Source organism: Bradyrhizobium sp. CCBAU 25338 (assembly GCF_028128965.1).
In the GTDB taxonomy this organism is placed as follows: domain Bacteria; phylum Pseudomonadota; class Alphaproteobacteria; order Rhizobiales; family Xanthobacteraceae; genus Bradyrhizobium; species Bradyrhizobium liaoningense.
This window is the reverse complement of record NZ_LFKY01000043.1, coordinates 22,300-43,269: the sequence shown is the minus strand read 5'-3', so window position 1 is coordinate 43,269 and position 20,970 is coordinate 22,300. Positions and strand designations below refer to the sequence as shown.

Below are 20,970 nucleotides of genomic sequence, written 5' to 3'. Positions count from 1 at the left end.
GTCGATCTAGCGGCTAGGCCCGGCGAACAGGTCCGCAACGCCCGCCAAGTTCCCTCATGCCCGCCGCTCGCTTTATCGGCTGCCGGGTTTATCCTAAAAGCCTGGCATTCAGCGGCAGGGACCGAAAAACCGACATGCGCGAATTGTTCGATGAAGCTGCGGGGCAAAGCCCGCCCGATCCGCGCGAGGCGGCACGCCAGTCGGCGCGCCCGCCGCAGCGCAAGCGCTTCTACAAGGAGGCGGGCGTGAGCGAGGCCGAGGGCGGGTATGCCATTGCGCTGGACGGCAGGCCGATCCGTACGCCGTCCGGTCGCCAGGTGGTGATCCCTTCGCGCGAACTTGCCGAGGCGGTGGCTGCGGAATGGGCGGCCCAGGGCGAGACGATCGACCCCATGAGCATGCCGCTGACGCGGATCGCCAACAGCGTGGTGGAGGGGGTCGTCGATCGCGTCGAGCTCGTCAGCAACGACCTCGCCAGATATTTCGAGTCCGATTTGCTGTTCTATCGTGCCGGCCATCCCGAGGGACTGGTCGCCCGCGAGGCCGCGCATTGGGATCCTGTGCTGTTCTGGGCGGCGGGGACGCTGGGAGCGCATTTCATCCTGTCCGAGGGCATCATGCATGTGAAGCAGCCGGACGAGGCGCTTCGGGCGGCGCGCGCCGCGCTGCCGCAGGATGCCTGGTCGGTCGCCGCTCTCCATGTGGTGACGACCCTGACCGGCTCGGCGTTGCTGGCACTGGCGCTCGCCCATGGCGCGCGGGACGCCGACCAGGTCTGGACCGCCGCCCATGTCGATGAGGACTGGAACGCCGAGCAATGGGGCGCGGACGAGGAGGCAGCCAGCCGCCGGGCCATCCGCCTCAGGGATTTCGAGGCCGCCGTGGCTGTGCTGGCGGCCGTAAACCCGGCCCGAGCCATAGGTCCTTAACGAGAGGTTTACGACGCAGCGTTACGGTAGCCGGCGCTCCCTAAGGCCGCTGAGATGCCGACGCCGGTCACTTCCATTGCTCCCGTCAGCGCCGCCAGCCCCTTGGCTGATGCGGCGACACCCGATCTTGTGCTCCAAGCCGGCAGCGTCGTCGATGCCAGGGTCGTCAGCGTCCTCGCCGACAATTTGGTGCGGATCGCGATCGCAAATCTATCGCTCGACGTGATGTCGGAAGTCGCGCTGTCGCCCGGGCAAAATCTCCAGCTGGCGGTGTCGCGGAACGACGGCACCGTTCGTCTTGCCGTCGTGAGCGGGACAGGCGAGGCGGCCGCCGACGTGGTCACGCTGACGCCGCGTGCGGCCTCGCTGGTGGAGAGCCCGCCGCTTGCGCCGTCGGCGGGCGCCGCGCGCAACACGCTGACACCTCTGGAGCAAGTCGCCGTCACGGTGGCTTCGGCCGATGCCGTCACCAGGCAGGGCAGCCAGGCGCCGCTGTTTGCCAATCTGGCCGCCGTCGTCACCGGGAGCGATCTGCCTGCGGGCTTGAAGCAGGCGGTGCTGGCCGTGCTGGCGCAGCAGACGCCGCTCGATACCGGGCTTGCCGGCGGCGATATCGAATCCGCATTTCAGAAGTCGGGGCTGTTCCTCGAGGCTTCGCTCGCCGCAGGCGCGACGCCGTCGTCAGGCACAATGCCCGATCTGAAGGCGGCGCTGCTGGTGCTGCGCCAGGCACTGGCTACGATTGAGAGGGCCGTGCCATCGACACAAGGCGCCCCGCCGGCTCCGGCAGCAGGTGGGGCGGCGCAGGCGGGATCGCCATCAGCCGAAATCGCGCAGCAGCCGCAAACGCCGCGCAGCGCCAATCCTACGGCGGCCGTGCTCGGAGACATCGCCGGCGGCGCTTCGCAGGCGGCGACATCGCGGATCATGTCCGCTGGCCTTGCCGCGAGCCTGCTGCAAGAGGTCACGCAAAACCTGCCGCACCTGACCGGCAACGTGCCGGGCTCGAACAAGGCCGTGCCGGATGGCCACCTCTTCGAGGCCGCTGCACACGCGACGCCCCCGCCATTCCGCGGTGCGCTGCCGGCGCCGCAGTCCGTCGCCGCGCCATCGCTCGCGCCGGATACGCCGCTCGCTGCCACCGTGCATCGCCTGCTCGACGACACCGATGCGGCGCTCGCGCGGCAGACGCTCTTGCAAATTGCTTCGCTCCCCGATCGCATCGATGCCAGCGGGCACCGGATCGATCCGACCGTGCCGCAGTGGAATTTCGAGATTCCGTTCGCGACCCCGCAGGGCACCGCCATGGCGCAGTTCGAGATCTCGCGCGATGGCGGCAACGAGTCCGCCGATCCTGCCCAGCGCACCTGGCGCGCGCGCTTCTCCCTTAATGTGGAGCCGGCCGGACCCGTGCATGCGTTGATCACGCTGAACGGCGACAAGACATTCGTGCGGATGTGGGCGGAGCGGCCGGCGACGGCGCAGCAGCTCCGTGCCGGCGTCGGTGAACTCAGCCAGGCATTGACGAGAGCCGAACTCAAGCCCGGCGACATCGTGGTCCGCGATGGCACGCCGCCGCAGCCGGCGCCGGCCCGCGCCGGGCACTTCCTGGATCGCGCGACATGAGCGATCCATCCAAGCTTGCGATCGCGCTCCACTACGAGAAGGGCACCAACGCGCCTGTCGTCGTCGCCAAGGGCAAGGGCACGATCGGCGAAAAGATCGTCGAGATCGCCAATGCCCACGACATCCCGATCGAGGAGAACGGGATTCTGGCGGGCGCGCTGTCCAAGGTCGAGCTCGGCGACGAGATCCCGCCGGATCTCTACAAGGCCGTCGCCGAGGTGCTGGTGTTCGTGCTGCGGCTGTCGGGCCGGGGGCGGTAAGAATAACCTGTCATCGTTTCACCACGTAGCGGCTGCATGGTCGCGCGGCTTCTCACAGTTCACGGATATCGCTTTTGCTGACCCGTCGTTCCACCCTCGGTCTTCTCGCCGCAGCCGCGGTGCTGCCATCCCGCGCGCGCGCCCACGTCGCGCCGCCGCGCAATGAAATCCGTGAAAGTCTTGCAAAACGCTTCACCGATCTCGGCACATCCGGCACCTTCGTCGGCTACAAGGTCGAGGACTATCTGATCGTCGCCAGCGACAAGGAGCGCTCGGGCGAGGGCAAGTTGCCGGCCTCGACCTTCAAGATTCCGAACGCGCTGATTGCGCTGGAGACCGGCGTGGTCGCGGACCCCGACAAGGACGTGTTTCCCTGGGACGGCGTCAAGCGCCCGATCGAGGCCTGGAACAAGGATCACACACTGCGCAGCGCCATCGCAGTGAGCGCGGTGCCGGTCTTTCAGGAGATTGCACGGCGCATCGGCCAGGAGCGCATGCAAAAATATGTCGACGAGTTCGACTACGGCAATCGCGACATCGGCGGCGGCATCGACCAGTTCTGGCTCACCGGCGCCCTGCGCATCGATCCGGTCGAGCAGGTCGATTTCGTCGACCGGCTGCGCCGCCGCGTGCTGCCGATCTCAAAGCGCAGCCAGGATCTCGTCGCCGACATCCTGCCGGTGACCAAGGTGGGCGACAGCATCATCCGCGCCAAGTCCGGATTGCTGGGTGCCGAGCGCGGCGAGCCGTCGCTCGGCTGGATGGTCGGCTGGGCCGAGAAGGGCGAGGCGCACACCGTGTTCGCGCTCAATATGGATTGTAAGGAGCCGCGTCTCGTCGGCGAGCGCATGCCGCTGACACAGGCCTGCCTTGCCGAGATCGGCGCGATCTAGCTCCAACGCCGTTGCCGCCTGACCTGGCTTGATGAGCGCCTGCAAGAACTCCTCCACGGCGCCGGGGGACGACCGTCGCGAGCATCTCGGCGATGCTTGCGTGATGCGCGGGCCAAGGTGTCGTGATCGCCGCCGTGCCGATTGGGCCCACGCCACATTCGGCGCCAGCCCGTGAGCGCGAAGCAAGCCTGATCGGGCTGCTCGGTCAATCGGGCCGGAACACCGGGTCTTGCGAGGTCGCGCGCCAATCAGGCGGCCTTCTGCCGCCCGATCCGGCCGAGATGGGTAAAGGAGAACCCGGCGGAATATTTCAGGCCGTAGCCGAGCGCCCGATCGATGCCGATATGGGCAAGCCAGATCAAGGCAATTGACAAAGTAAGCGGCGAGGCGAGGCCGAAGCCCAGCGTCAGCAGCGCCACCGGCGCCATGTAGCTGTGGGCGGCGTTGTAGACCATCGCGCCGAATTTGGCGTCGGCAAGATAGCCCAGAAAGCTCAAATCCGGGGCGAAGAAGAGCACGGCGAAGACCAACCAGGAGCCGTCCCAGGCCCAGTAGAGCGTCACCATCCCTGCGAACAGGGTCAGGCCCTCCAACCGCAGCAGGATGTTGACACCGCCTGTCGCCGCGCCGGTCCCGGCGGTTCCTTCGGTCATGCTCGTCTCCCAGGCAAAACTTTGTAATTCCTTGCGCTTTCACGCTGCGGCAGGGCGGCCCTGCGACGCCGAAAGCCGCTTCCCGGCCCGCAAAATGCCGTGTTAGAACCCCCGGCGTCACTTAAGGCTTAAGAACTGGCGGGAGCAAATGAAACACATCCTGGACGCCCTCGAAGACCGTCGCGCCGCCGCAAAACTCGGCGGCGGGGAAAAGCGCATCGAGGCGCAGCACGCCCGCGGCAAGCTGACGGCGCGCGAGCGCATCGAGCTGCTGCTCGACAAGGGGTCGTTCGAGGAGTTCGACATGTTCGTCGAGCACCGCTCCACCGAGTTCGGCATGGAGAAGACCAAGGTGCCCGGCGACGGCGTCGTCACCGGCTGGGGCACCGTCAACGGCCGCAAGACCTTCGTCTTCGCCAAGGATTTCACCGTGTTCGGCGGCTCGCTGTCCGAGACCCACGCGCTGAAGATCACGAAGCTCCAGGACATGGCGATGAAGGCGAGGGCGCCTATCATCGGCCTCTATGACGCCGGCGGCGCCCGCATCCAGGAGGGCGTTGCCGCGCTCGCCGGGTACTCCTACGTTTTCCGCCGCAACGTGCTGGCCTCGGGCGTGATCCCGCAGATCTCCGTCATCATGGGGCCCTGCGCCGGCGGCGACGTCTATTCGCCGGCGATGACCGACTTCATCTTCATGGTGAAGAACACCAGCTACATGTTCGTCACCGGCCCCGACGTCGTGAAGACCGTGACCAACGAGGTCGTCACCGCCGAAGAGCTCGGCGGCGCCTCGGTGCACGCGACGCGCTCCTCGATCGCCGACGGCGCCTTCGAGAACGACGTCGAGACGCTCCTGCAGATGCGGCGCCTGATCGACTTCCTGCCCTCCAATAACACCGACGGCGTGCCGGAATGGCCGAGCTTCGACGACATCGGCCGCGTCGACATGTCGCTGGACACGCTGATCCCCGACAATCCGAACAAGCCCTACGACATGAAGGAGCTGATCCTGAAGGTCGTCGACGAGGGCGACTTCTTCGAGATCGCGGAAGCCTTCGCCAAGAACATCGTCACCGGCTTCGGCCGCATCGCCGGCCGCACCGTCGGCTTCGTCGCCAACCAGCCGATGGTGCTGGCCGGCGTGCTCGACAGCGACGCCTCGCGGAAAGCCGCGCGCTTCGTCCGCTTCTGCGACGCCTTCAACATCCCGATCGTCACCTTCGTCGACGTGCCCGGCTTCCTGCCGGGCACGAGCCAAGAATATGGCGGCCTGATCAAGCACGGCGCGAAGCTGCTGTTTGCGTATTCGCAATGCACCGTGCCGCTCGTCACCATCATCACTCGCAAGGCCTATGGCGGCGCCTTCGACGTCATGGCTTCCAAGGAGATCGGCGCCGACATGAACTACGCTTGGCCGACCGCCCAGATCGCGGTGATGGGCGCCAAGGGCGCGGTCGAGATCATCTTCCGCTCCGACATCGGCGACCCCGACAAGATAGCGGCCCGAACGAAGGAATACGAAGACCGCTTCCTGTCGCCCTTCATCGCCGCCGAGCGCGGCTACATCGACGACGTCATCATGCCGCACTCGACCCGCAAGCGCATCGCAAGGGCGCTGGCGATGCTGAAGGACAAGAAGACGGAAATGCCGGCGAAGAAGCACGACAATCTGCCGTTGTGAGGACGTGTAGCCCGGATGAGCGCAGCGACGTCCGGGTTCTTTGTCCAAGTCCCGCATGTCGCTTCGCTCATGCGGGCCACTGGTTCCTTCTGATTTGGCATCCTCGATCCAATGACCGAAGACGATCCGACCGACGAAATCTCCGATATCGAAGATCGGATCGAGGCGCTCGCCGAGATCGCCGAGCGGTGTCGGAAGTACATCCTGGCGTCCAAGATCGCCATCGGTGGGGGAGCAGCGCTACTGTTGGTGACGATCCTCGGCCTATTTGGCACAGGTCAGACCGCCGCGCTCGGCTCGATCGCTCTGGTGCTCGGCGGGATCGTTTCGCTCGGTTCGAATGTCAGCACGCTGCGGCAGACGGATGACGCCATTCGTGCTGCGGAGGCGCAACGTGCGGCGTTGATCGGACGCATCGACCTTCGCCTGGTCGCCGATGCTCCGTTGAAGCTGGTGTGACGCAACCAGCGCCACCACGCCTCACGCGGCCGTCTTGAGCGTCAGCACCGACAATTCCGTGCGGCATTCGGCGGCGAAGGCTTGAAGTCGCTCGGCCGTCTGCCGGTCGAGGATGGCTTTTGCCAGCCGCTCGGCGCGGGCGATCTGTTGCTTGAGATATTCGATGCGAGCCACGGGTCACCTCTTAGCGGAAATAAACTCAGGCGAATTGCTTCATTCGGCGGTGGCGACTCTATAGGCCAGGAGCTGGATTGGATGTGTGAGCCACATCACGCCTTGCGCGTCGCATCCGCCGCAGCGAAATGAGCCATCTGGTCGGCATGGGCCTTGATGAACGCCGGGCGGCCGGTGGCGCGCGCGACGTAGGCGCGGCAGGCAGGACTGTCCGTCAGCCCGTCGAAACCATCGACGACGCGCAGCACGTCCGCCATCAGGATGTCGGCGACGGAGAAGGAGCCCGCCAGCCATTCGCGGCTGCCCAGCACCGGCTCGAGATGCTTGAGCCGAAGCTTGAGGAAGTCGTCGACGAATTTCCACGCCGCCGTGTCGGTCGGATGGCCCATGAACTTCGACATGCCCCAGGGCATGCTGGCCATCTCCACCGAATTGAGCGCCGCGAACGCCCATTTCGTCGCCTCGGCGCGACCGCGCGGATCGGATGGTATCAGCCTCTCGCTGAGCCCGCCGAGATGCAGCAGGATCGCGCCGGTCTCGAAGATCGAGAGGTCGCCGTCGGTCAGCCACGGCACCTGCCCGAACGGCTGGTGCGCGAGGTGCGCGGGCCCGCGATCGTCGAACGGCGCGCTGGCGACGCGATAGGGCAGGCCGGCTTCTTCCAGCGCCCAGCGCACGCGGAAGTCGCGCACGAAGCCTCGCGGCGCTGCGGGAACCCAATCGAAGGTGGTCAGGGTGAGGTCGGCCATTTGCTGTCTCCGTGTCCTGGTTCGAGGCAAAGGACGAACGAAGGGCGTCCATTCCGACACCTGACCAACTCTTTTTGTCGCCGGCGGCTTAACCGGCTAGTCTCGGTTCAAACAACAGGAGGAAATCCGATGCCAGCAGCCTTTTTCGTCGTCCGCGCCATCGTCACCGATCCCAATAAGCGCGCTGCTTTCGACCGATGGTACGAGACGGAACACCTGCCCGATGCGGTGAAGGCGTTCGGCGTGAGCAAGGCCTGGCGGTTCTGGAGTCTGGACGATCCCTCGCTGCACCAGGCGATGTATCAGTTCGATGACGAGGCAAAGCTGAATGCGATGCTGAAAGGTGACGCGCTACGAAAGCTCGTCGCCGACTTCAACCGCGACTGGCCCGACGTGAAGCGCACGCGCGAAACGCTTGTGCTGGCGCAGGAATTAGCGAAATAGGCGGGAGACATCCGCAGCTCAATAAATCTGAACGCGCGATTCAGCTTCGGTTCATGTCGTGAACGCGACACTTCCTCTGCATCACAAGTCACGATGACCAAAGGAAGAAATGATGGAGCGCCGGAACTTTTTGAAACTTGCATTGGGGGTGACGGCGGGCGCCGCCGCCTTCGCCGCGACGGCCGCGCAGGCCGCGCCGCTGTCACCGCAGCCGGTCGGTGACCCCGCCCGTATGCCGCAGGGCAATTCCGACGCTCATCCCGCGGTCACCACCAGCGAGGAAGCCACCAAGCTGACGCCAGAGCAGGTACACTACGGCCATCACCGCCACTGGGGCTGGCACCGCCGTCATTGGCGCCGGCATCGCCGACGCTGGCACCGCCGCCATCACTGGTAAGCTCGCGAAGTTCGCGGATTGGACGGGGGTCGCCGCCGGCGGTCCCCGTTTCGATTCTGGAGGCACTCCGGTTCCACGGCGGATGGATTGTTTGGTCGCAATCCCAAATAAAATGGCCGCGCAGGCTTCCGCCGCGCGGCCATTCAGTAACGCAAATGGACGAGATCAGAACGGGCGGCAGCGGCCGGCGTACCAGCGGAAGCCGTAGGGGCACACGCGTGCGCGAGGCACAACGACGACCGGCGCCGGGGCGACCACCACCGGAGCGCGGCGAACGACGACCGGGCCGCGCATCGGACGGCAGCCGCCATAGGGGCCGCGATACCAACCCGGGCCGCAACCTCCGGCGGCGCTGGCCGCCTCGCTGAAACCGACGACCGCGCTGGCGAGCATGACGGCGGCAAACAGGTATTTCATTTGGTCTTCCTTCTCGTCCTTAGGCAGGCTAGGGGAACGGCGCTTGCGGCGCACAATGAATCAAGAGACACGATTCGACACGTTAAATCTGGGGCGTGCCGACACGTCGCGATCCAAACCTGCCAATCATGACCTGAATGCGGCATGAACGTTCCGCGCATCCTGCCTCAGACGACACGCAACTGTCGCTAGCGGCCGAGAAAACCAAGCACCAGCTCCTTGTACTTCTCGGGCGCCTCCAGAAAGACGAGATGCCCGGTGTTCGGGATCACCTCGGCCCGCGCATTCGGCATCTTCGCCGCCAGCGCCTTCGCCAGCTCGGCGTTCTGCCCCATCTTGGCTCGCAGCGCCTCGGGCGCGAGCGGCCGGCCCGGCGCGTTATGGTCGTCGGCCCCCATGATGAACAGCGTCGGCAGCGCGATTAGCGGAATCTCGTGCGCCACCGGCTCTCGGTAGATCATCTGGCCGGAACTGACGAAGGCGCGCAGCCAGCGCGGATAGTCGGGGCTGCCCTTGATGTTGAAGCGGGCATCGATGAATGGCGTGATCGCCTCGGCCGGCAGCTTGATCGCGTAATTGGTCTGGAGTTGCTTGCGATAGCCCTCCGGCGTGAGCTTGTCCTCGGTCTCGATCATCTTCCCGGTCGGCGTCGGCGGCACGTAGAGGCGGTAATCCTCGAGCCCGATCGGCGCGGTCAGCACCAGATGGGCGACGCGGTCGGGATAGGCGCGGGCGATGCGCACGCCCAGCATGCCGCCGAGCGAGTGGGCGACGATCTCGGCCTTGTCGATCTTGAGATGATCGAGCAGCGCGATTGTGTTGCGCGCCAGCGTGTCGAAATGCAGTTCGCCCTGCGGCTTGGAGGATTTGCCGAAACCAATCTGGTCCGGCACCACGACGCGGAAGCCGGCCTCGCTCAGCATCTTGATCACCGGCGCCCAATAGCTCGACGGGAAATTGCGCCCGTGCAGCAGCACCACGGTGCGGCCGTTCGGCTGCGCGGGCGACACGTCCATGTAGGCCATGCTGAGCTGCTCGCCATCGTTGACGACCGGCAGGAGGTGCACGGGGTAGGGATAGGCAAAGCCTTCGAGCGCGATGCCATAGGGCTCACGGGGCGGGCTGTCGGCGGCGATGGCGAAGGTGAACGGAGAGACGAGAAGGGCGGCGGCGAGCGCGGCCGGGAGGAGGCGGTTCATGGAGGGTCTCGTAATTGGAGCAGTCATTCCGGGGCGCGCGCAGCGCGAACCCGGAATCTCGAGATTCCGGGTCTGGTCCTTCGGACCATCCCGGAATGACAATGCGCATAAAGACGTCAATGGCCGGGTCAAGCCCGGCCGCGACGAGAGCCCGCATTCACACGCAAACGTGCGAACCCACGCGCCCCGCGTGATCAGTCGTTCGCATTCCCGAAGAGCGTGGCAAAGTGCTTCTCGCCGGTGCGGGTGAAATTCACCACGCGGCTGCCGGGCGTGGCATCGCGCGAAGCCCATTTCAGTTCGGCGAAGCGCTGCATCATGGCGGCGCCCAGCGTGCCGGCGAGATGATGCCGCCGCTCGCTCCAGTCGAGGCAGGCCTTGCATACCGGGCGGCGCGGATGCGCCAGCATCTCGGGCGAGATCTGCAGATGCTTGGCGAGGAAGCGCTCGCCCTCGGCCGTCAGCTCGATGTCCTGCTTCTTCTGCCTGATCAGGTTTCGCTCGCGCATGGTGTCGAGCATCTGCACGCCGAGATCGCCGGCGAGATGGTCGTAACAGATCCGCGCCCGCCGCAGCGCCGGATCCTTCGGTCCGGTGCGCACGCGCATGTGGCCGGTCCGCGCGGCGAGGCCCGCGAGGCCCTCCAGCACGCCGGCGACGTCGTCGTCGGTGAGGCGGTAATAGCGGTGGCGGCCCTGCCTCTCGGGCTCGACGAGGCCGCCGGCCTCGAGCTTCGAAAGATGCGAGCTTGCGGTCTGCGGTGTGATGCCGGCCTCCTGCGCCAACTCGCTCGCGGTGAGCGCGCGGCCGTTCATCAGCGCCGTGAGCATGTTGGCGCGCGCGGGGTCGCCGACGAGGGAGGCGACCATGGCGATATCAGGACCTGCTTTCATGCTTCGATGGTAGCCGAAGCATTGTGGCCGGGCAAGGGCGTAGCGTGTTGCTTCAAGCACAGGAACCCGTCATGTCCGTCACCGTCTTCATCCGTTACCAGCTCGATCCCTTCAAGCGCGCGCAGTTCGAGGAATATTCGAAGCGCTGGCTCACCATCATCCCGAGATGTGGCGGCGAGCTGATCGGCTATTTCATGCCCCACGAGGGCACCAACAACATCGCGTCCGCCCTGATCTCGTTCGAGAGCCTGGCCGCCTACGAGGCCTATCGCAAACGGCTGCGGGCCGATCTCGACGGCATGGCAAACTTCAATTTTGCCGAGTCCGAGAAATTCATCCTCGCCGAAGAGCGCACCTTCCTGCGCAAGGTGGTATTGTAGGCCAACCAACAGCAGGAGATGCTCATGATTGCCGTGATCTTCGAGGTCTGGCCCAAGCCGGAACACCGCCAGGACTATTTCGACCTCTCGGCCGATCTGAAGCCGTTGCTGCACACCATCGACGGCTTCATCTCGGTCGAGCGCTTCGAGAGCCTGACCGAGAAGGGCAAGATCCTGTCGGTGTCGTTCTGGCGGGATGAGGCAGCCGTGCAGGCCTGGCGCAACACGATGGAGCATCGCCGCACGCAAGCGAAAGGCCGCGCAAAAATCTTCGCGGACTATCATCTGCGCATCGCCAGCGTGATCCGGGATTACAGCATGACCGACCGCGAGCAGGCTCCGAAGGACAGCCGCGCCGTACACGACGGGCACTAGCGCACTTGAAAGGGCGCGCCTATGTCTGCGCGGCCAACTAGGGAGAGAAACATGCACGTGACGACCGCGGACAAGCGCGCGACGTTCAGGAAGATGCACGAGAGCGGCTGCTTCATCCTGCCTAATCCGGTCGATGTCGGCAGCGCGAAAGCCTTGCAGCATCTCGGCTTCAAGGCGATCGCGTCCTCGAGCGCAGGCTTTGCCTGGACCATCGGCAAGGCCGACAACCACGTCAGCGTCGAGGACGTCTGTCAGCATCTGGCAGCATTGAGCTCGGCCGTCGATATCCCCGTGAACGCCGATTTCGAGGGCGGCTTTGCCGTCGAGCCGGACAGGGTCGCCGACAATGTCGAGCGCTGTGTGCGTACCGGCGTCGCGGGCCTCTCGATCGAGGATTCCACAGGCGACAAGGACAAGCCGCTCTACGACCGCGCGCTTGCGGTCGAGCGCATCAAGGCCTCGTGCAAGGCGATCGGCGACAGTGGCACGCTGCTGGTCGGCCGCTGCGAGGCTTACTTGTGGGGCGTCACCGACCTCAAGCTCGTCATCGATCGGCTGACCGCCTATGCCGATGCCGGCGCCGATTGCCTCTACGCGCCGGGCCTGAAGAGCCGCGAGGACATCGCCGCGGTGGTGAAGGCGGTGCATCCGAAGCCGTTCAATCTCCTGATCGGCGCGTCCGGCCTGTCGTTGCAGGAGGCAGAAGATCTCGGCGTGCGCCGCATCAGTGTGGGCGGCTCGCTCGCCCGCGCCGCCTGGGGCGGCTTCATGCGCGCTGCAAAGGAGATGGCGGAGAAGGGAACGTTCACAGAGCTTGCCGGCGGCTATCCCGGCGGCGAGCTCAACAAGATGTTCAGCTAAAGCGGAATGGCTTTAGGTTGAATCGATTGCCGCGGCTCCTTCACCTCTCCTGCTTGCGGGAGAGGTCGGCGCGAAGCGCCGGGTGAGGGCTTTCTCCTCTTGGGGATTGTCCCATTGCGGAAATACCCTCTCCCCGACCCTCTCCCGCGAGCGGGAGAGGGAGTGCACCTCCGTCGTTGCAGCGATCAAGCCTCATCTCACCTCATCTAGGCCAACGAACAGCGGCGGGATGTTGCATCCCGCCGCTGTCACATCTCATTGCTAACTGTTACTTCGCGCCGTCAGACGGCGTCTGCGAACCCGGCGCCGGCTTTGCAGCAGGCGTATCGGGAGCCGGGGCAGCAGGCCTGCTCGGCGCCGCACCCGTGGTCACGCCCGGCTCGGTGTTGTTGCGCGGCGTCACGTCGCGCACGCCAGGAGGCGCCGCCGGATTGGTCGGCTGCGTCTGCGCAGTCTGCGAGGCCGGCGTGTTGCTGGCCTCGTTGGTCGTGGTGGTATTGTTCAAGCCGTAGAACACGGCGCCCAGCACCAGGGCGACCGCTACCGCAAACAGCGCGATCTTGCCGCTGGAGGCAGGGCCTTCCCCGAGCTCAGGATCGGCTTGAAGGTCGGCATCCCGGCGCGCCGCGCGAGAAAACTCATCGTCGGCGAGGTTCGGGCGATACGGATCGTTGGGAAAACGGTCGTCAGCCATCGATTGGATCTCCTCGGTTATGACGTCGGGACAACCCTCAGGTGCGAGATTCCGTTCCGCGCCACCCCATGCTTTCGTCGCATGTTGCCCTCGTGTCGGGAATCGGGAACCTGTTCGCTCGGGAACTGGACGCGAGTTCCATGGCTGCGACGAGGGAACGAGACCGATGTGGAGTCTGCCGCCGACCGATAGCGTGCTGCACTTTCTGGCCCTCGTCGCCTTGACGGCAGAGGGCATGACGGCGGCACTGGCCGCGGGGCGGCGCAGCATGGACTATGTCGGCGTTTGTCTTCTCGCCTGCATCACCGCGCTTGGCGGCGGCACGCTACGCGACCTGTTTCTCGGTCACTATCCGCTGGTGTGGGTGGCCAACCCGATCTACCTTGCTCTGCCGGGTGGGGCGGCGCTGCTGACGATCCTGATCGCGCGCCTCGTCCACCGGCTGCACCTCGCCTTCATCGTGCTCGATGCCATCGGCCTCGTCGTCTTCACCATGATCGGCTGCAACGTCGCCTGGCAGATGGACGCCTCGCTCCCGATCGTGATCGTCTCGGGCGTGGTGACGGGCTGCGCCGGCGGTGTGTTGCGCGATGTGCTCTGCAACGACGTGCCGCTGCTGTTTCGATCCGAGCTCTATGCCAGCGTCTCGGTCGTGACTGGCTTGTTCTACGCGACGGCGTTCGGCTTCAATCTCAATGCCGAGCTCTGGACGATTTTGACCTTCGCGCTCGGCCTCAGCTTCCGCCTGCTTGCGGTGCACTACAGATGGGAGATGCCGAAATTCGTGTTCACCGGGGATGAGGAGAGGTAGAGTCAAGTCGCCTCATTCTGATGACGAGGGAGGGAGGTGGCTACGGCTCCTTCCTCGCCCTCGCCACCTGGGCCGACGTCACCAGCAGGCCCGCGTTACCCCAGGAATTGCGGATGTAATTCGTCACCGCCGCGATCTCCTCGTCGGACAGTTGCTTGGCATAGCCCGGCATCTCCCCGGTGTTGGGCGCGCGCGGCGTGGTCACGGTGTAGGCGCCGTCGAGGATGATGCGCAAGGTGGAGGATGGGTTGTTGGATTGCAGCAGCGCATTGCCTGGCAACGGCGGATAGATGCGCGGGGCCCCGGAGCCGTCGGCCTCATGGCAGGCGATGCAGAGTTTTGCGTAGACGGCCTGGCCGGCCTTCATCTCGGCATCATCCGGCGGCGTCACGATCGTCTCACGCCGCGCCGGCGGCAGGCTCTTCAAGTAAACGGCGATTGCGCGCACATCGGCATCGCTCATCTTCGCGGTCGAGTTGACGACGACCTCCGCCATCGGCCCGCCGGCATGGCTTTTGGCGTTGCGTCCGCTTTGCAGATACTCCGTGATGTCCTCCTCGCTCCACGATTTCAGCCCGGTGCGGACGGCGCCATCGAGGCGGGGGGCAAACCAGCCGCCGACCTCATTGCCGGATAGCGCCTGCCCATCCCTGTCGGCGCCGAAATAGTTCTTGGGCGTGTGGCAGGCGCCGCAATGACCGAGCCCGGTGACGAGATAGCCGCCTCTGTTCCAGGCCGCGCTCTTGCTCTGGTCCGGCTCGAATAGGCCGGGCTTGAAGTACATGGCGTTCCAGAGCCGCATCAGGCCGCGATAGCCGAACGGCCAGCGCAGCTCCGGCGGCTTGTTGCGGTTCGCTACGGGCGCCAGCGTGGCAAGATAAGCGCGGATCGCCAGCGTGTCGTCCTTCGTCATTTTGGTGAAGTAAGGATAGGGAAACGCCGGGTAATAGTTCGAGCCGTCGGGCGCGATGCCGGTGCGCACCGCGCGCACGAAATCGGCATCCGTCCAGGCGCCGATGCCGGTGTCGCGGTCCGGCGTCAGGTTCGGCGCAAAGATCGCGCCGAAAGGCGTGTCGATCCGCTTGCCGCCCGCGAACGGCTTCGCCGGATCGGCGGTGTGGCAGCCCGCGCAGTCGCCGGCCTCGACCAGCGTCTTGCCATAGGCGATCAGTTCCGGTGATGGCTCGGCGGCAAGCGCCGCGCCAGCAACTGCACTGCACAACGCAATCAAAGCCAGAATCGTGCGCATGCTCGGCTTCTCCTGCGACCAATCGCCGTCATCGGGGCCATTGGGGCGGCCATTCATTTCGCGACGGCGGGGGTATGGTGACACAAATTGAAAATGCCCGGCGTGTTTGAGGCCACGAAATTGCGATTTTTACCCGGCGCGCCTTTTCGTCCAGATTTGTGGTGCGGATCATGAAATATCCGACATAGAGTGGCGGTGACGGTCGGCGCGCCCTAGCTAAAAACGACGGGAAGGCAACGGCTTAAGCGACCTTAAGTAACAAAGGCCTGAGCAGGGCCAAACGAGGACAGCATGGGCATCAACCAGGGTCCGATCAGTCTCGATCAGAAATACACCCAGCAGACCGGGCACGTCTTCACCACGGGCATCCAGGCCCTGGTCCGCCTGCCGATGGCCCAGATCCGGCGCGACCGCGCCAACGGCCTCAATACCGCGGGCTTCATCTCCGGCTATCGCGGCTCGCCGCTCGGCGGCTACGACCAGCAGCTCTTCGCCGCCCGCAAGCATCTGGAGCAGTACAACATCAAGTTCCAGCCCGGCGTGAACGAGGATCTGGCGGCCACCGCCGTCTGGGGCTCGCAGCAGCTCAACCTCTCGCCCGGTGCCAAATATGATGGCGTGGTCGGAATCTGGTACGGCAAGGGCCCGGGCGTCGACCGCTGTGGCGACGTGTTCCGCCACGGCAATGCGGCCGGCTCGGCCAAGAACGGCGGCGTGCTCTGCCTTGCCGGTGACGACCACGGCGCAAAATCCTCGACCGTCCCGCATCAGTCCGACCATGCCTTCATCTCGGCGCTGATGCCCTATCTCTATCCCTCGAGCATCCACGAGATGATCGAGATGGGCCTGCTCGGCATCGCGATGTCGCGCTATTCCGGCTGCTGGGTCGGCATGAAGGTGATCACCGAGACGGTGGAGACCACCGCCGAGATCGACCTCACCGACGAGATGAAGCCTTTCGTCATCCCCACCGATTTCGAGCTGCCGCCCGGCGGGCTCAATCTGCGCTGGCCCGACGACCGCTTCGAGCAGGACCGGCGCCTGCAGGACTATAAGGGCTTTGCCGCCATCGCCTTCGCGCGCGCCAACAAGGTCAACCGCGTCACCATGGATTCGCCGAACGCCCGTTTCGGCATCATGGCGTCGGGCAAGAGCTATGAGGACGTTCGCCAGGCGCTGCGCGAGCTGGGGATCACCGAGGAGGTCGCCGCCAAGATCGGCCTTCGTCTCTACAAGATCGGCATGCCCTGGCCGCTGGAGCCGGAAGGCGTGCGGCAGTTCGCTGTCGGCCTCGAGGAGATCTTCATCATCGAGGAGCGCCGCGAGATCGTCGAGAACCAGGTCAAGCAGGAGCTGTTCAACTGGCGCGACGACGTCCGCCCGCGCATCGTCGGCAAGATGGACGAGCACGACAAGCGCTTTTTGACCTTCGCCGCCGAGCTCAGCGTCGCCTCGCTCGCGACCTCGCTGACCGAGCGGCTGCTTCGACTTAATCTCAACCCTGAGATCGCGGAGATGCTCCGCGTTAAGGCCGACTGGTTCAACGGCCGCCAGGCGACCCAGATGCAGGCGGTCGCCCCCGTCTCCCGCACTCCCTACTTCTGCTCCGGCTGCCCTCACAACACTTCGACAAAAGTCCCCGAAGGCAGCCGCGCGCTCGCCGGCATCGGCTGTCACTTCATGGCGCTGTGGATGGACCGCTCGACCGAGACGTTCACGCATATGGGCGGCGAGGGCGTGCCCTGGGTCGGCATCGCGCCCTTCACCAACGAGAACCACATCTTCGCGAACCTCGGCGACGGCACTTACTTCCACTCCGGGCTTCTGGCGATCCGCCAGGCTGTCGCCTCCAAGACCAACATCACCTACAAGATCCTCTACAACGACGCGGTCGCCATGACCGGCGGCCAGCGCCATGACGGCGATCTCTCGCCGCAGCAGATCACCTTCCAGCTCCACGCCGAGGGCATCCGCGAGATCTATCTGGTCTCGGAGACCCCTGACGCCTATCCGGCCGACACCATCGCGCCCGGCGTGAAGAAGTATCACCGCGACGAGCTCGACAGCGTCATGAAGATGTGCCGCGAGTATAAGGGCACCTCGGCGATCGTCTTCGTGCAGACCTGCGCGGCCGAAAAGCGCCGCCGCCGCAAGCGCGGCCTGATGGAGGATCCGGCGCGCCGCGTCATGATCAACCCCGCCGTTTGCGAAGGCTGCGGCGACTGCTCGGTGCAGTCGAACTGCATCTCGGTGGAGCCGCTGGAGACCGAGTTCGGCCGCAAGCGCGCCATCAACCAGTCCTCCTGCAACAAGGATTATTCGTGTCTCAAGGGCTTCTGCCCGTCCTTCGTCACCGTCGACGGCGGCAAACCGCGTCACCGTGCGCCGGCCGAGTTCAGCGAGATCGGCGAGCTGCCTGAGCCGGCCTCGCGACCGACTCTCGACAAGCCCTACAACATCGCGGTCGGCGGCGTCGGCGGCACCGGCGTGCTGACCATCGGCGCGCTGCTCGGCATGGCCGCCCATATCGAGGGCAAGGCCTCGATGATCCTCGACATGTCGGGCCTTGCGCAGAAGGGCGGGGCGGTGCTCAGCCATGTCCGCCTGTCGGATCATCCGGCAGAGGTGACCTGCTCGCGCATCGTCACCGGCACGGCCGATCTCGTGCTCGCGGCCGACGAGGTGGTTGCGGTCGCCAAGGACACGATCTCGCTCTGCGACACCAGCCGCACCCGCGGCATCATCAACAGCCACGTGATCCCGACCGCCGACTTCGTCCTCAACCGCGACTTCAACTTCCAGACCCGCAAGCTGAATGGGTTGTTGGAGACGGCGCTGCACAAGGACTCCGTCTTCTTCGACTTCACCAAGCCGGCCGAGCAGCTGCTCGGCGACAGCATCGCCACCAACATGATGATGATGGGCTACGCCTATCAGAAGGGGCTGTTCCCGCTGTCGGCGGATTCGATCGAGCAGGCGATCGAGGTCAACGGCGTCTCGATCAAGATGAACAAGGAAGCCTTCCGCCTCGGCCGCCTGGCGGTCGCGGACCCCGCGCGCCTTGCCGCGATGCTGAAGGGGACGGACGAGGTGGTTGCGCCGAAGACGCTGGACGCAATGTCTCTCGACGAGGTCATCGAGCACCGCGCCAAGCATCTCACCGCCTATCAGAATGGTCGTCTGGCAAAACGCTATCGCAAACTGGTGGATCAGGTGCGCGATGCCGCTGTGAAGGGCGGCTATGGCGATGCGCTGCCTCGGGCGGTCGCGGTGAACTACGCCAAGCTCCTGGCCTACAAGGACGAATACGAAGTCGCGCGCCTCTACACCGACGGCGCCTTCGAGCAGCAGCTCCGCGACCAGTTCGAGGGTGACTTCAAGTTCAGCTTCAACCTGGCACCGCCGATTTTGGCGAGCGGCGTCGATGCGCTCGGACGCCCGAAGAAGCGCGCCTTCGGCCCGTGGATGCTGAACGTCTTCCGTGTGCTGGCAAAGTTCAAATTCCTGCGCGGCACGCCGTTCGACATTTTCGGCCGCAGCGCCGATCGCAAGCTCGAGCGCGATCTGATCACGGGCTACGAGAAGGACGTCGCCACCGTGCTCGGTCTGTTGTCGCCGCTCACGATCGACACCGCCGTCGAACTGCTGTCGCTGCCCGACCGCATCCGCGGCTACGGCCCGGTGAAGGAGAAGGCGGTCGCGGATGCAAAGGTGCGCTACGCCCAGCTCGCCGCGGACCTCGCTAATCCGCCGCCCGCGCCAAGGCAGATCGCGGCCGAGTAAGGGCATTGATTTGCTCGTAGCCCGGGTGAGCGAAGCGAGACCCGGGACATTGCTCATGAGATCCCAGATGTCGCTTCGCTCATCCGGGCTACAATCGACCTTACGATTTCCTCTTTGAAATCAACCACCCTTCTACTGTGCATGGGGTTGTTTTCGCGGAAATTGAATATCGGTTGTGTCGTCGGGCAAAACACCTTTAGGATTTTGTGCAGTCGAGCTCTCGTGCCCCGGACGCAGCGCAGCGCCCTTGGCGGTGCGCTGCAGAGCCGGGGCCCATGTCACAACGATGAGCAGCCGCGTGGGTCCCGGCTCTGCGCAGCAACGCTGGAGCGTTGCAGCGCGTCCGGGACACAAGAACATCGTCCACTTGCGCCAACCCGCTGCCCTCTCGCGCGACGGAATATTTCCGCGCTTGCCAATCAGGCCATCGCGGTTCAGAAAAAACCGAGCAAGAAGAAGCGCAAGCGGAGACCTGAAGTTTGACCATCAAGGGCAAGGCCTACATTGCCGGGATCTATGAACACCCGACCCGGCATGCGCCGGACAAATCCACCGCCCAGCTCCATGCCGAGGTCGCCAAGGGCGCGATCGAGGATGCCGGGATCAGCAAGGACGATATCGACGGCTATTTCTGCGCGGGCGACGCGCCGGGCGGCGCCTGGCCGATGGTCGATTATCTCGGCCTGAACACCAAGAAGCTTCGTCATGTCGATTCCACCGAGACCGGCGGCTGCTCCTACATCATCCATCTCGGCCATGCCGCCGAGGCGATCGCCGCGGGCAAATGCTCGATCGCGCTCGTTACGCTCGCCGGCAAGCCGCGCACCGGGGCAATGCCGCCGCGCGCGGCGGGCGCCGAGGTTGATTTCGAGACAGCCTACGGCGCGACCACGCACAATGCCTATGGCATGTGTGCCATGCGCCACATGCACGACTATGGCACCACCTCGGAGCAGCTCGCCTGGATCAAGGTCGCGGCCTCGCACCACGCGCAATACAATCCGCATGCGATGCTCAAGGACGTCGTCACCGTCGAGGATGTCCTGAACTCGCCGATGATCTCCGATCCCCTGCATCGCATGGATTGCTGTGTCGTCTCCGACGGCGGCGGCGCGATGATCGTGACGACGCCCGAGATCGCCAAGAGCCTGAAGAAGCCGCTGGTGCGCCTGATCGGCCATGGCGAGGCGATGAAGGGCCCGCGCGGCGGCAAGGATCTCGACCTCACTTATTCCGCCGGCGTGTGGTCCGGTCCCCGCGCGTTCGAGGAAGCCGGCATCACGCCGAAGGACATCAAATACGCCTCGATCTACGACAGCTTCACCATCACCGTCTTGATGCAGCTGGAAGACCTCGGCTTCTGCAAGAAGGGCGAGGGCGGCAAGTTCGTCGCCGACGGCAACCTCATCTCGGGCGTCGGCAAGCTGCCGTTCAACACCGACGGCGGCGGCCTCTGCAGCAACCATCCGGTCAACCGCGGCGGCATGACCAAGATCCTCGAGGCCGTCAGGCAGCTGCGCGGCGAGGCGCATCCGAAGGTGCAGGTTCCGAATTGCGATCTCGCCATCGCCCACGGCACCGGCGGCCTTTTGGGCGTCCGCCACGCCGCCTCGACCGCCATTCTGGAGCGCGTGTGATGGTAGATGCAAAGAAATATCCGGCCCCGGTGACGAACCCGGAAACCGCAGCGTTCTGGGACGCGGCGAAGCAAGGCAAGTTCATGATCAAGCGCTGCACCGCCTGTGGTGAGGCGCACTACTTCCCGCGCTCGATCTGCCCGTTCTGCTACTCCGACAAGACGGTGTGGGAGGAGGCGTCGGGCGAGGGCACGATCTACACCTGGAGCCTGATGCGGAAGTCGCCGACCGGGCCTTACGCGATCGGCTATGTCACGTTGAAGGAGGGGCCGTCGGTGCAGACCAATTTCGTCGACTGCGATCTCGAGAAGCTGAAGATCGGCCAGAAGGTGAAAGTGGTGTTCAAGCCGACCGACGGCGCGCCGCTGCCGTTCTTCACGCCGGCCTAGCATCTTCCCTTCTCCCC

General features: G+C 65.1%; 23 protein-coding genes. 15 read left to right on the top strand and 8 right to left on the bottom strand.

Features of this window, described 5'->3' with window-relative positions; all coding sequences use genetic code 11:
- Positions 1 to 134 precede the first annotated feature (134 nt).
- The 4 genes from ACM42_RS33700 (at position 135) to blaOXA (ending at position 3,708) form a co-directional block, all read left to right on the top strand.
- On the top strand, positions 135 to 929 hold the full coding sequence (locus tag ACM42_RS33700; RefSeq protein WP_271532376.1) for an ATP12 family chaperone protein: 795 nt from the start codon (positions 135 to 137) through the stop codon (positions 927 to 929).
- Between the two features lie 54 nt (positions 930 to 983).
- Complete coding sequence (fliK, locus tag ACM42_RS33695) at positions 984 to 2,555, top strand: flagellar hook-length control protein FliK (RefSeq protein WP_271532374.1); 1,572 nt, start codon at positions 984 to 986, stop codon at positions 2,553 to 2,555.
- Positions 2,552 to 2,815, top strand: coding sequence for an EscU/YscU/HrcU family type III secretion system export apparatus switch protein (locus ACM42_RS33690; protein ID WP_271532372.1), 264 nt, complete (start codon positions 2,552 to 2,554; stop codon positions 2,813 to 2,815). The genes fliK and ACM42_RS33690 overlap by 4 nt, the downstream gene beginning before the upstream one ends.
- A 74-nt stretch (positions 2,816 to 2,889) precedes the next feature.
- The gene (blaOXA, locus tag ACM42_RS33685) at positions 2,890 to 3,708 is read left to right on the top strand and encodes a class D beta-lactamase (RefSeq protein WP_271532369.1); all 819 of its coding nucleotides are present in this window, start codon (positions 2,890 to 2,892) and stop codon (positions 3,706 to 3,708) included.
- Between the two features lie 248 nt (positions 3,709 to 3,956).
- Here the strand turns inward: blaOXA and ACM42_RS33680 are convergent, their stop codons facing one another.
- Positions 3,957 to 4,361 carry a DUF4260 domain-containing protein gene (locus ACM42_RS33680; protein ID WP_271532367.1) on the bottom strand — a complete coding sequence of 135 codons (405 nt, stop codon included), beginning with the start codon at positions 4,359 to 4,361 and terminating at the stop codon, positions 3,957 to 3,959.
- A gap of 148 nt (positions 4,362 to 4,509) precedes the next feature.
- Between ACM42_RS33680 and ACM42_RS33675 the strand changes: the two genes are divergently transcribed.
- The gene (locus tag ACM42_RS33675; protein ID WP_124157696.1) at positions 4,510 to 6,042 is read left to right on the top strand and encodes an acyl-CoA carboxylase subunit beta; all 1,533 of its coding nucleotides are present in this window, start codon (positions 4,510 to 4,512) and stop codon (positions 6,040 to 6,042) included.
- Positions 6,043 to 6,153: 111 nt separating this feature from the next.
- Positions 6,154 to 6,501: a hypothetical protein gene (locus ACM42_RS33670; RefSeq protein ID WP_271532363.1), complete on the top strand. Its 348-nt coding sequence runs from the start codon at positions 6,154 to 6,156 to the stop codon at positions 6,499 to 6,501.
- 21 nt (positions 6,502 to 6,522) lie between these two features.
- Here the strand turns inward: ACM42_RS33670 and ACM42_RS33665 are convergent, their stop codons facing one another.
- Positions 6,523 to 6,675 carry a hypothetical protein gene (locus ACM42_RS33665; RefSeq protein WP_199762825.1) on the bottom strand — a complete coding sequence of 51 codons (153 nt, stop codon included), beginning with the start codon at positions 6,673 to 6,675 and terminating at the stop codon, positions 6,523 to 6,525.
- A gap of 95 nt (positions 6,676 to 6,770) precedes the next feature.
- Positions 6,771 to 7,424 carry a glutathione S-transferase family protein gene (locus ACM42_RS33660; protein WP_271532359.1) on the bottom strand — a complete coding sequence of 218 codons (654 nt, stop codon included), beginning with the start codon at positions 7,422 to 7,424 and terminating at the stop codon, positions 6,771 to 6,773.
- 129 nt (positions 7,425 to 7,553) lie between these two features.
- Here ACM42_RS33660 and ACM42_RS33655 point away from each other — a divergent pair, with 129 nt between their 5' ends.
- Together ACM42_RS33655 and ACM42_RS33650 are read left to right on the top strand one after the other, a co-directional pair.
- Positions 7,554 to 7,868, top strand: coding sequence for a hypothetical protein (locus ACM42_RS33655; RefSeq protein WP_271532357.1), 315 nt, complete (start codon positions 7,554 to 7,556; stop codon positions 7,866 to 7,868).
- 112 nt (positions 7,869 to 7,980) lie between these two features.
- Positions 7,981 to 8,265, top strand: a complete 285-nt coding sequence (locus ACM42_RS33650; RefSeq protein ID WP_271533694.1) for a twin-arginine translocation signal domain-containing protein — start codon at positions 7,981 to 7,983, stop codon at positions 8,263 to 8,265.
- Positions 8,266 to 8,430: 165 nt separating this feature from the next.
- Here the strand turns inward: ACM42_RS33650 and ACM42_RS33645 are convergent, their stop codons facing one another.
- The 3 genes from ACM42_RS33645 to ACM42_RS33635 all read right to left on the bottom strand — a co-directional run bounded on the left by ACM42_RS33645 (position 8,431) and on the right by ACM42_RS33635 (position 10,774).
- Positions 8,431 to 8,682, bottom strand: coding sequence for a GCG_CRPN prefix-to-repeats domain-containing protein (locus tag ACM42_RS33645; RefSeq protein ID WP_271532354.1), 252 nt, complete (start codon positions 8,680 to 8,682; stop codon positions 8,431 to 8,433).
- A gap of 188 nt (positions 8,683 to 8,870) precedes the next feature.
- A complete protein-coding gene (locus ACM42_RS33640) occupies positions 8,871 to 9,881 on the bottom strand; it encodes an alpha/beta fold hydrolase (protein WP_271532352.1) in 1,011 nt (336 codons plus the stop codon).
- Positions 9,882 to 10,075: 194 nt separating this feature from the next.
- Positions 10,076 to 10,774: an ArsR family transcriptional regulator gene (locus ACM42_RS33635; protein WP_271532351.1), complete on the bottom strand. Its 699-nt coding sequence runs from the start codon at positions 10,772 to 10,774 to the stop codon at positions 10,076 to 10,078.
- A gap of 71 nt (positions 10,775 to 10,845) precedes the next feature.
- On the opposite strand from ACM42_RS33635, the gene ACM42_RS33630 reads away from it, so the two are divergent.
- From ACM42_RS33630 to ACM42_RS33620, 3 genes are read left to right on the top strand one after another with little or no spacing between them, the layout of a single operon-like run.
- Positions 10,846 to 11,154 (top strand): NIPSNAP family protein, encoded by a 309-nt coding sequence (locus ACM42_RS33630; protein ID WP_271532349.1) that lies wholly within the window; start codon positions 10,846 to 10,848, stop codon positions 11,152 to 11,154.
- A gap of 24 nt (positions 11,155 to 11,178) precedes the next feature.
- Entirely contained in the window at positions 11,179 to 11,529 is a 351-nt protein-coding gene (locus tag ACM42_RS33625; RefSeq protein ID WP_271532348.1) for an antibiotic biosynthesis monooxygenase family protein, read from the top strand.
- 51 nt (positions 11,530 to 11,580) lie between these two features.
- Positions 11,581 to 12,390 (top strand): isocitrate lyase/PEP mutase family protein, encoded by an 810-nt coding sequence (locus ACM42_RS33620; RefSeq protein WP_271532346.1) that lies wholly within the window; start codon positions 11,581 to 11,583, stop codon positions 12,388 to 12,390.
- Positions 12,391 to 12,658: 268 nt separating this feature from the next.
- Here the strand turns inward: ACM42_RS33620 and ACM42_RS33615 are convergent, their stop codons facing one another.
- On the bottom strand, positions 12,659 to 13,084 hold the full coding sequence (locus tag ACM42_RS33615) for a hypothetical protein (RefSeq protein ID WP_271532344.1): 426 nt from the start codon (positions 13,082 to 13,084) through the stop codon (positions 12,659 to 12,661).
- A 166-nt stretch (positions 13,085 to 13,250) separates the two neighbouring features.
- On the opposite strand from ACM42_RS33615, the gene ACM42_RS33610 reads away from it, so the two are divergent.
- Positions 13,251 to 13,895, top strand: a complete 645-nt coding sequence (locus ACM42_RS33610) for a trimeric intracellular cation channel family protein (protein ID WP_271532343.1) — start codon at positions 13,251 to 13,253, stop codon at positions 13,893 to 13,895.
- 40 nt (positions 13,896 to 13,935) lie between these two features.
- Here ACM42_RS33610 and ACM42_RS33605 read toward each other — a convergent pair whose 3' ends face one another.
- A complete protein-coding gene (locus ACM42_RS33605; protein WP_271532340.1) occupies positions 13,936 to 15,144 on the bottom strand; it encodes a c-type cytochrome in 1,209 nt (402 codons plus the stop codon).
- 291 nt (positions 15,145 to 15,435) lie between these two features.
- Between ACM42_RS33605 and ACM42_RS33600 the strand changes: the two genes are divergently transcribed.
- The 3 genes from ACM42_RS33600 to ACM42_RS33590 all read left to right on the top strand — a co-directional run bounded on the left by ACM42_RS33600 (position 15,436) and on the right by ACM42_RS33590 (position 20,953).
- Positions 15,436 to 18,927 carry an indolepyruvate ferredoxin oxidoreductase family protein gene (locus tag ACM42_RS33600; protein WP_271532338.1) on the top strand — a complete coding sequence of 1,164 codons (3,492 nt, stop codon included), beginning with the start codon at positions 15,436 to 15,438 and terminating at the stop codon, positions 18,925 to 18,927.
- A gap of 479 nt (positions 18,928 to 19,406) precedes the next feature.
- Complete coding sequence (locus tag ACM42_RS33595) at positions 19,407 to 20,564, top strand: thiolase domain-containing protein (RefSeq protein ID WP_271532336.1); 1,158 nt, start codon at positions 19,407 to 19,409, stop codon at positions 20,562 to 20,564.
- On the top strand, positions 20,564 to 20,953 hold the full coding sequence (locus tag ACM42_RS33590; RefSeq protein WP_014494555.1) for a Zn-ribbon domain-containing OB-fold protein: 390 nt from the start codon (positions 20,564 to 20,566) through the stop codon (positions 20,951 to 20,953). Before ACM42_RS33595 ends, ACM42_RS33590 begins: the two co-directional genes overlap by 1 nt.
- Positions 20,954 to 20,970 lie beyond the last annotated feature (17 nt).

Excerpts from the sequence above, each read along its gene's own strand:
- ACM42_RS33700 (WP_271532376.1), top strand. The coding sequence starts at position 135 with ATGCGCGAATTGTTCGATGAAGCTGCGGGGCAAAGCCCGCCCGATCCG.
- fliK (WP_271532374.1), top strand. The coding sequence starts at position 984 with ATGCCGACGCCGGTCACTTCCATTGCTCCCGTCAGCGCCGCCAGCCCC.
- ACM42_RS33690 (WP_271532372.1), top strand. The coding sequence starts at position 2,552 with ATGAGCGATCCATCCAAGCTTGCGATCGCGCTCCACTACGAGAAGGGC.
- ACM42_RS33680 (WP_271532367.1), bottom strand. The coding sequence starts at position 4,361 with ATGACCGAAGGAACCGCCGGGACCGGCGCGGCGACAGGCGGTGTCAAC.
- ACM42_RS33675 (WP_124157696.1), top strand. The coding sequence starts at position 4,510 with ATGAAACACATCCTGGACGCCCTCGAAGACCGTCGCGCCGCCGCAAAA.
- ACM42_RS33670 (WP_271532363.1), top strand. The coding sequence starts at position 6,154 with ATGACCGAAGACGATCCGACCGACGAAATCTCCGATATCGAAGATCGG.
- ACM42_RS33660 (WP_271532359.1), bottom strand. The coding sequence starts at position 7,424 with ATGGCCGACCTCACCCTGACCACCTTCGATTGGGTTCCCGCAGCGCCG.
- ACM42_RS33655 (WP_271532357.1), top strand. The coding sequence starts at position 7,554 with ATGCCAGCAGCCTTTTTCGTCGTCCGCGCCATCGTCACCGATCCCAAT.
- ACM42_RS33650 (WP_271533694.1), top strand. The coding sequence starts at position 7,981 with ATGGAGCGCCGGAACTTTTTGAAACTTGCATTGGGGGTGACGGCGGGC.
- ACM42_RS33645 (WP_271532354.1), bottom strand. The coding sequence starts at position 8,682 with ATGAAATACCTGTTTGCCGCCGTCATGCTCGCCAGCGCGGTCGTCGGT.
- ACM42_RS33640 (WP_271532352.1), bottom strand. The coding sequence starts at position 9,881 with ATGAACCGCCTCCTCCCGGCCGCGCTCGCCGCCGCCCTTCTCGTCTCT.
- ACM42_RS33635 (WP_271532351.1), bottom strand. The coding sequence starts at position 10,774 with ATGAAAGCAGGTCCTGATATCGCCATGGTCGCCTCCCTCGTCGGCGAC.
- ACM42_RS33630 (WP_271532349.1), top strand. The coding sequence starts at position 10,846 with ATGTCCGTCACCGTCTTCATCCGTTACCAGCTCGATCCCTTCAAGCGC.
- ACM42_RS33625 (WP_271532348.1), top strand. The coding sequence starts at position 11,179 with ATGATTGCCGTGATCTTCGAGGTCTGGCCCAAGCCGGAACACCGCCAG.
- ACM42_RS33620 (WP_271532346.1), top strand. The coding sequence starts at position 11,581 with ATGCACGTGACGACCGCGGACAAGCGCGCGACGTTCAGGAAGATGCAC.
- ACM42_RS33615 (WP_271532344.1), bottom strand. The coding sequence starts at position 13,084 with ATGGCTGACGACCGTTTTCCCAACGATCCGTATCGCCCGAACCTCGCC.
- ACM42_RS33610 (WP_271532343.1), top strand. The coding sequence starts at position 13,251 with ATGTGGAGTCTGCCGCCGACCGATAGCGTGCTGCACTTTCTGGCCCTC.
- ACM42_RS33605 (WP_271532340.1), bottom strand. The coding sequence starts at position 15,144 with ATGCGCACGATTCTGGCTTTGATTGCGTTGTGCAGTGCAGTTGCTGGC.
- ACM42_RS33600 (WP_271532338.1), top strand. The coding sequence starts at position 15,436 with ATGGGCATCAACCAGGGTCCGATCAGTCTCGATCAGAAATACACCCAG.
- ACM42_RS33590 (WP_014494555.1), top strand. The coding sequence starts at position 20,564 with ATGGTAGATGCAAAGAAATATCCGGCCCCGGTGACGAACCCGGAAACC.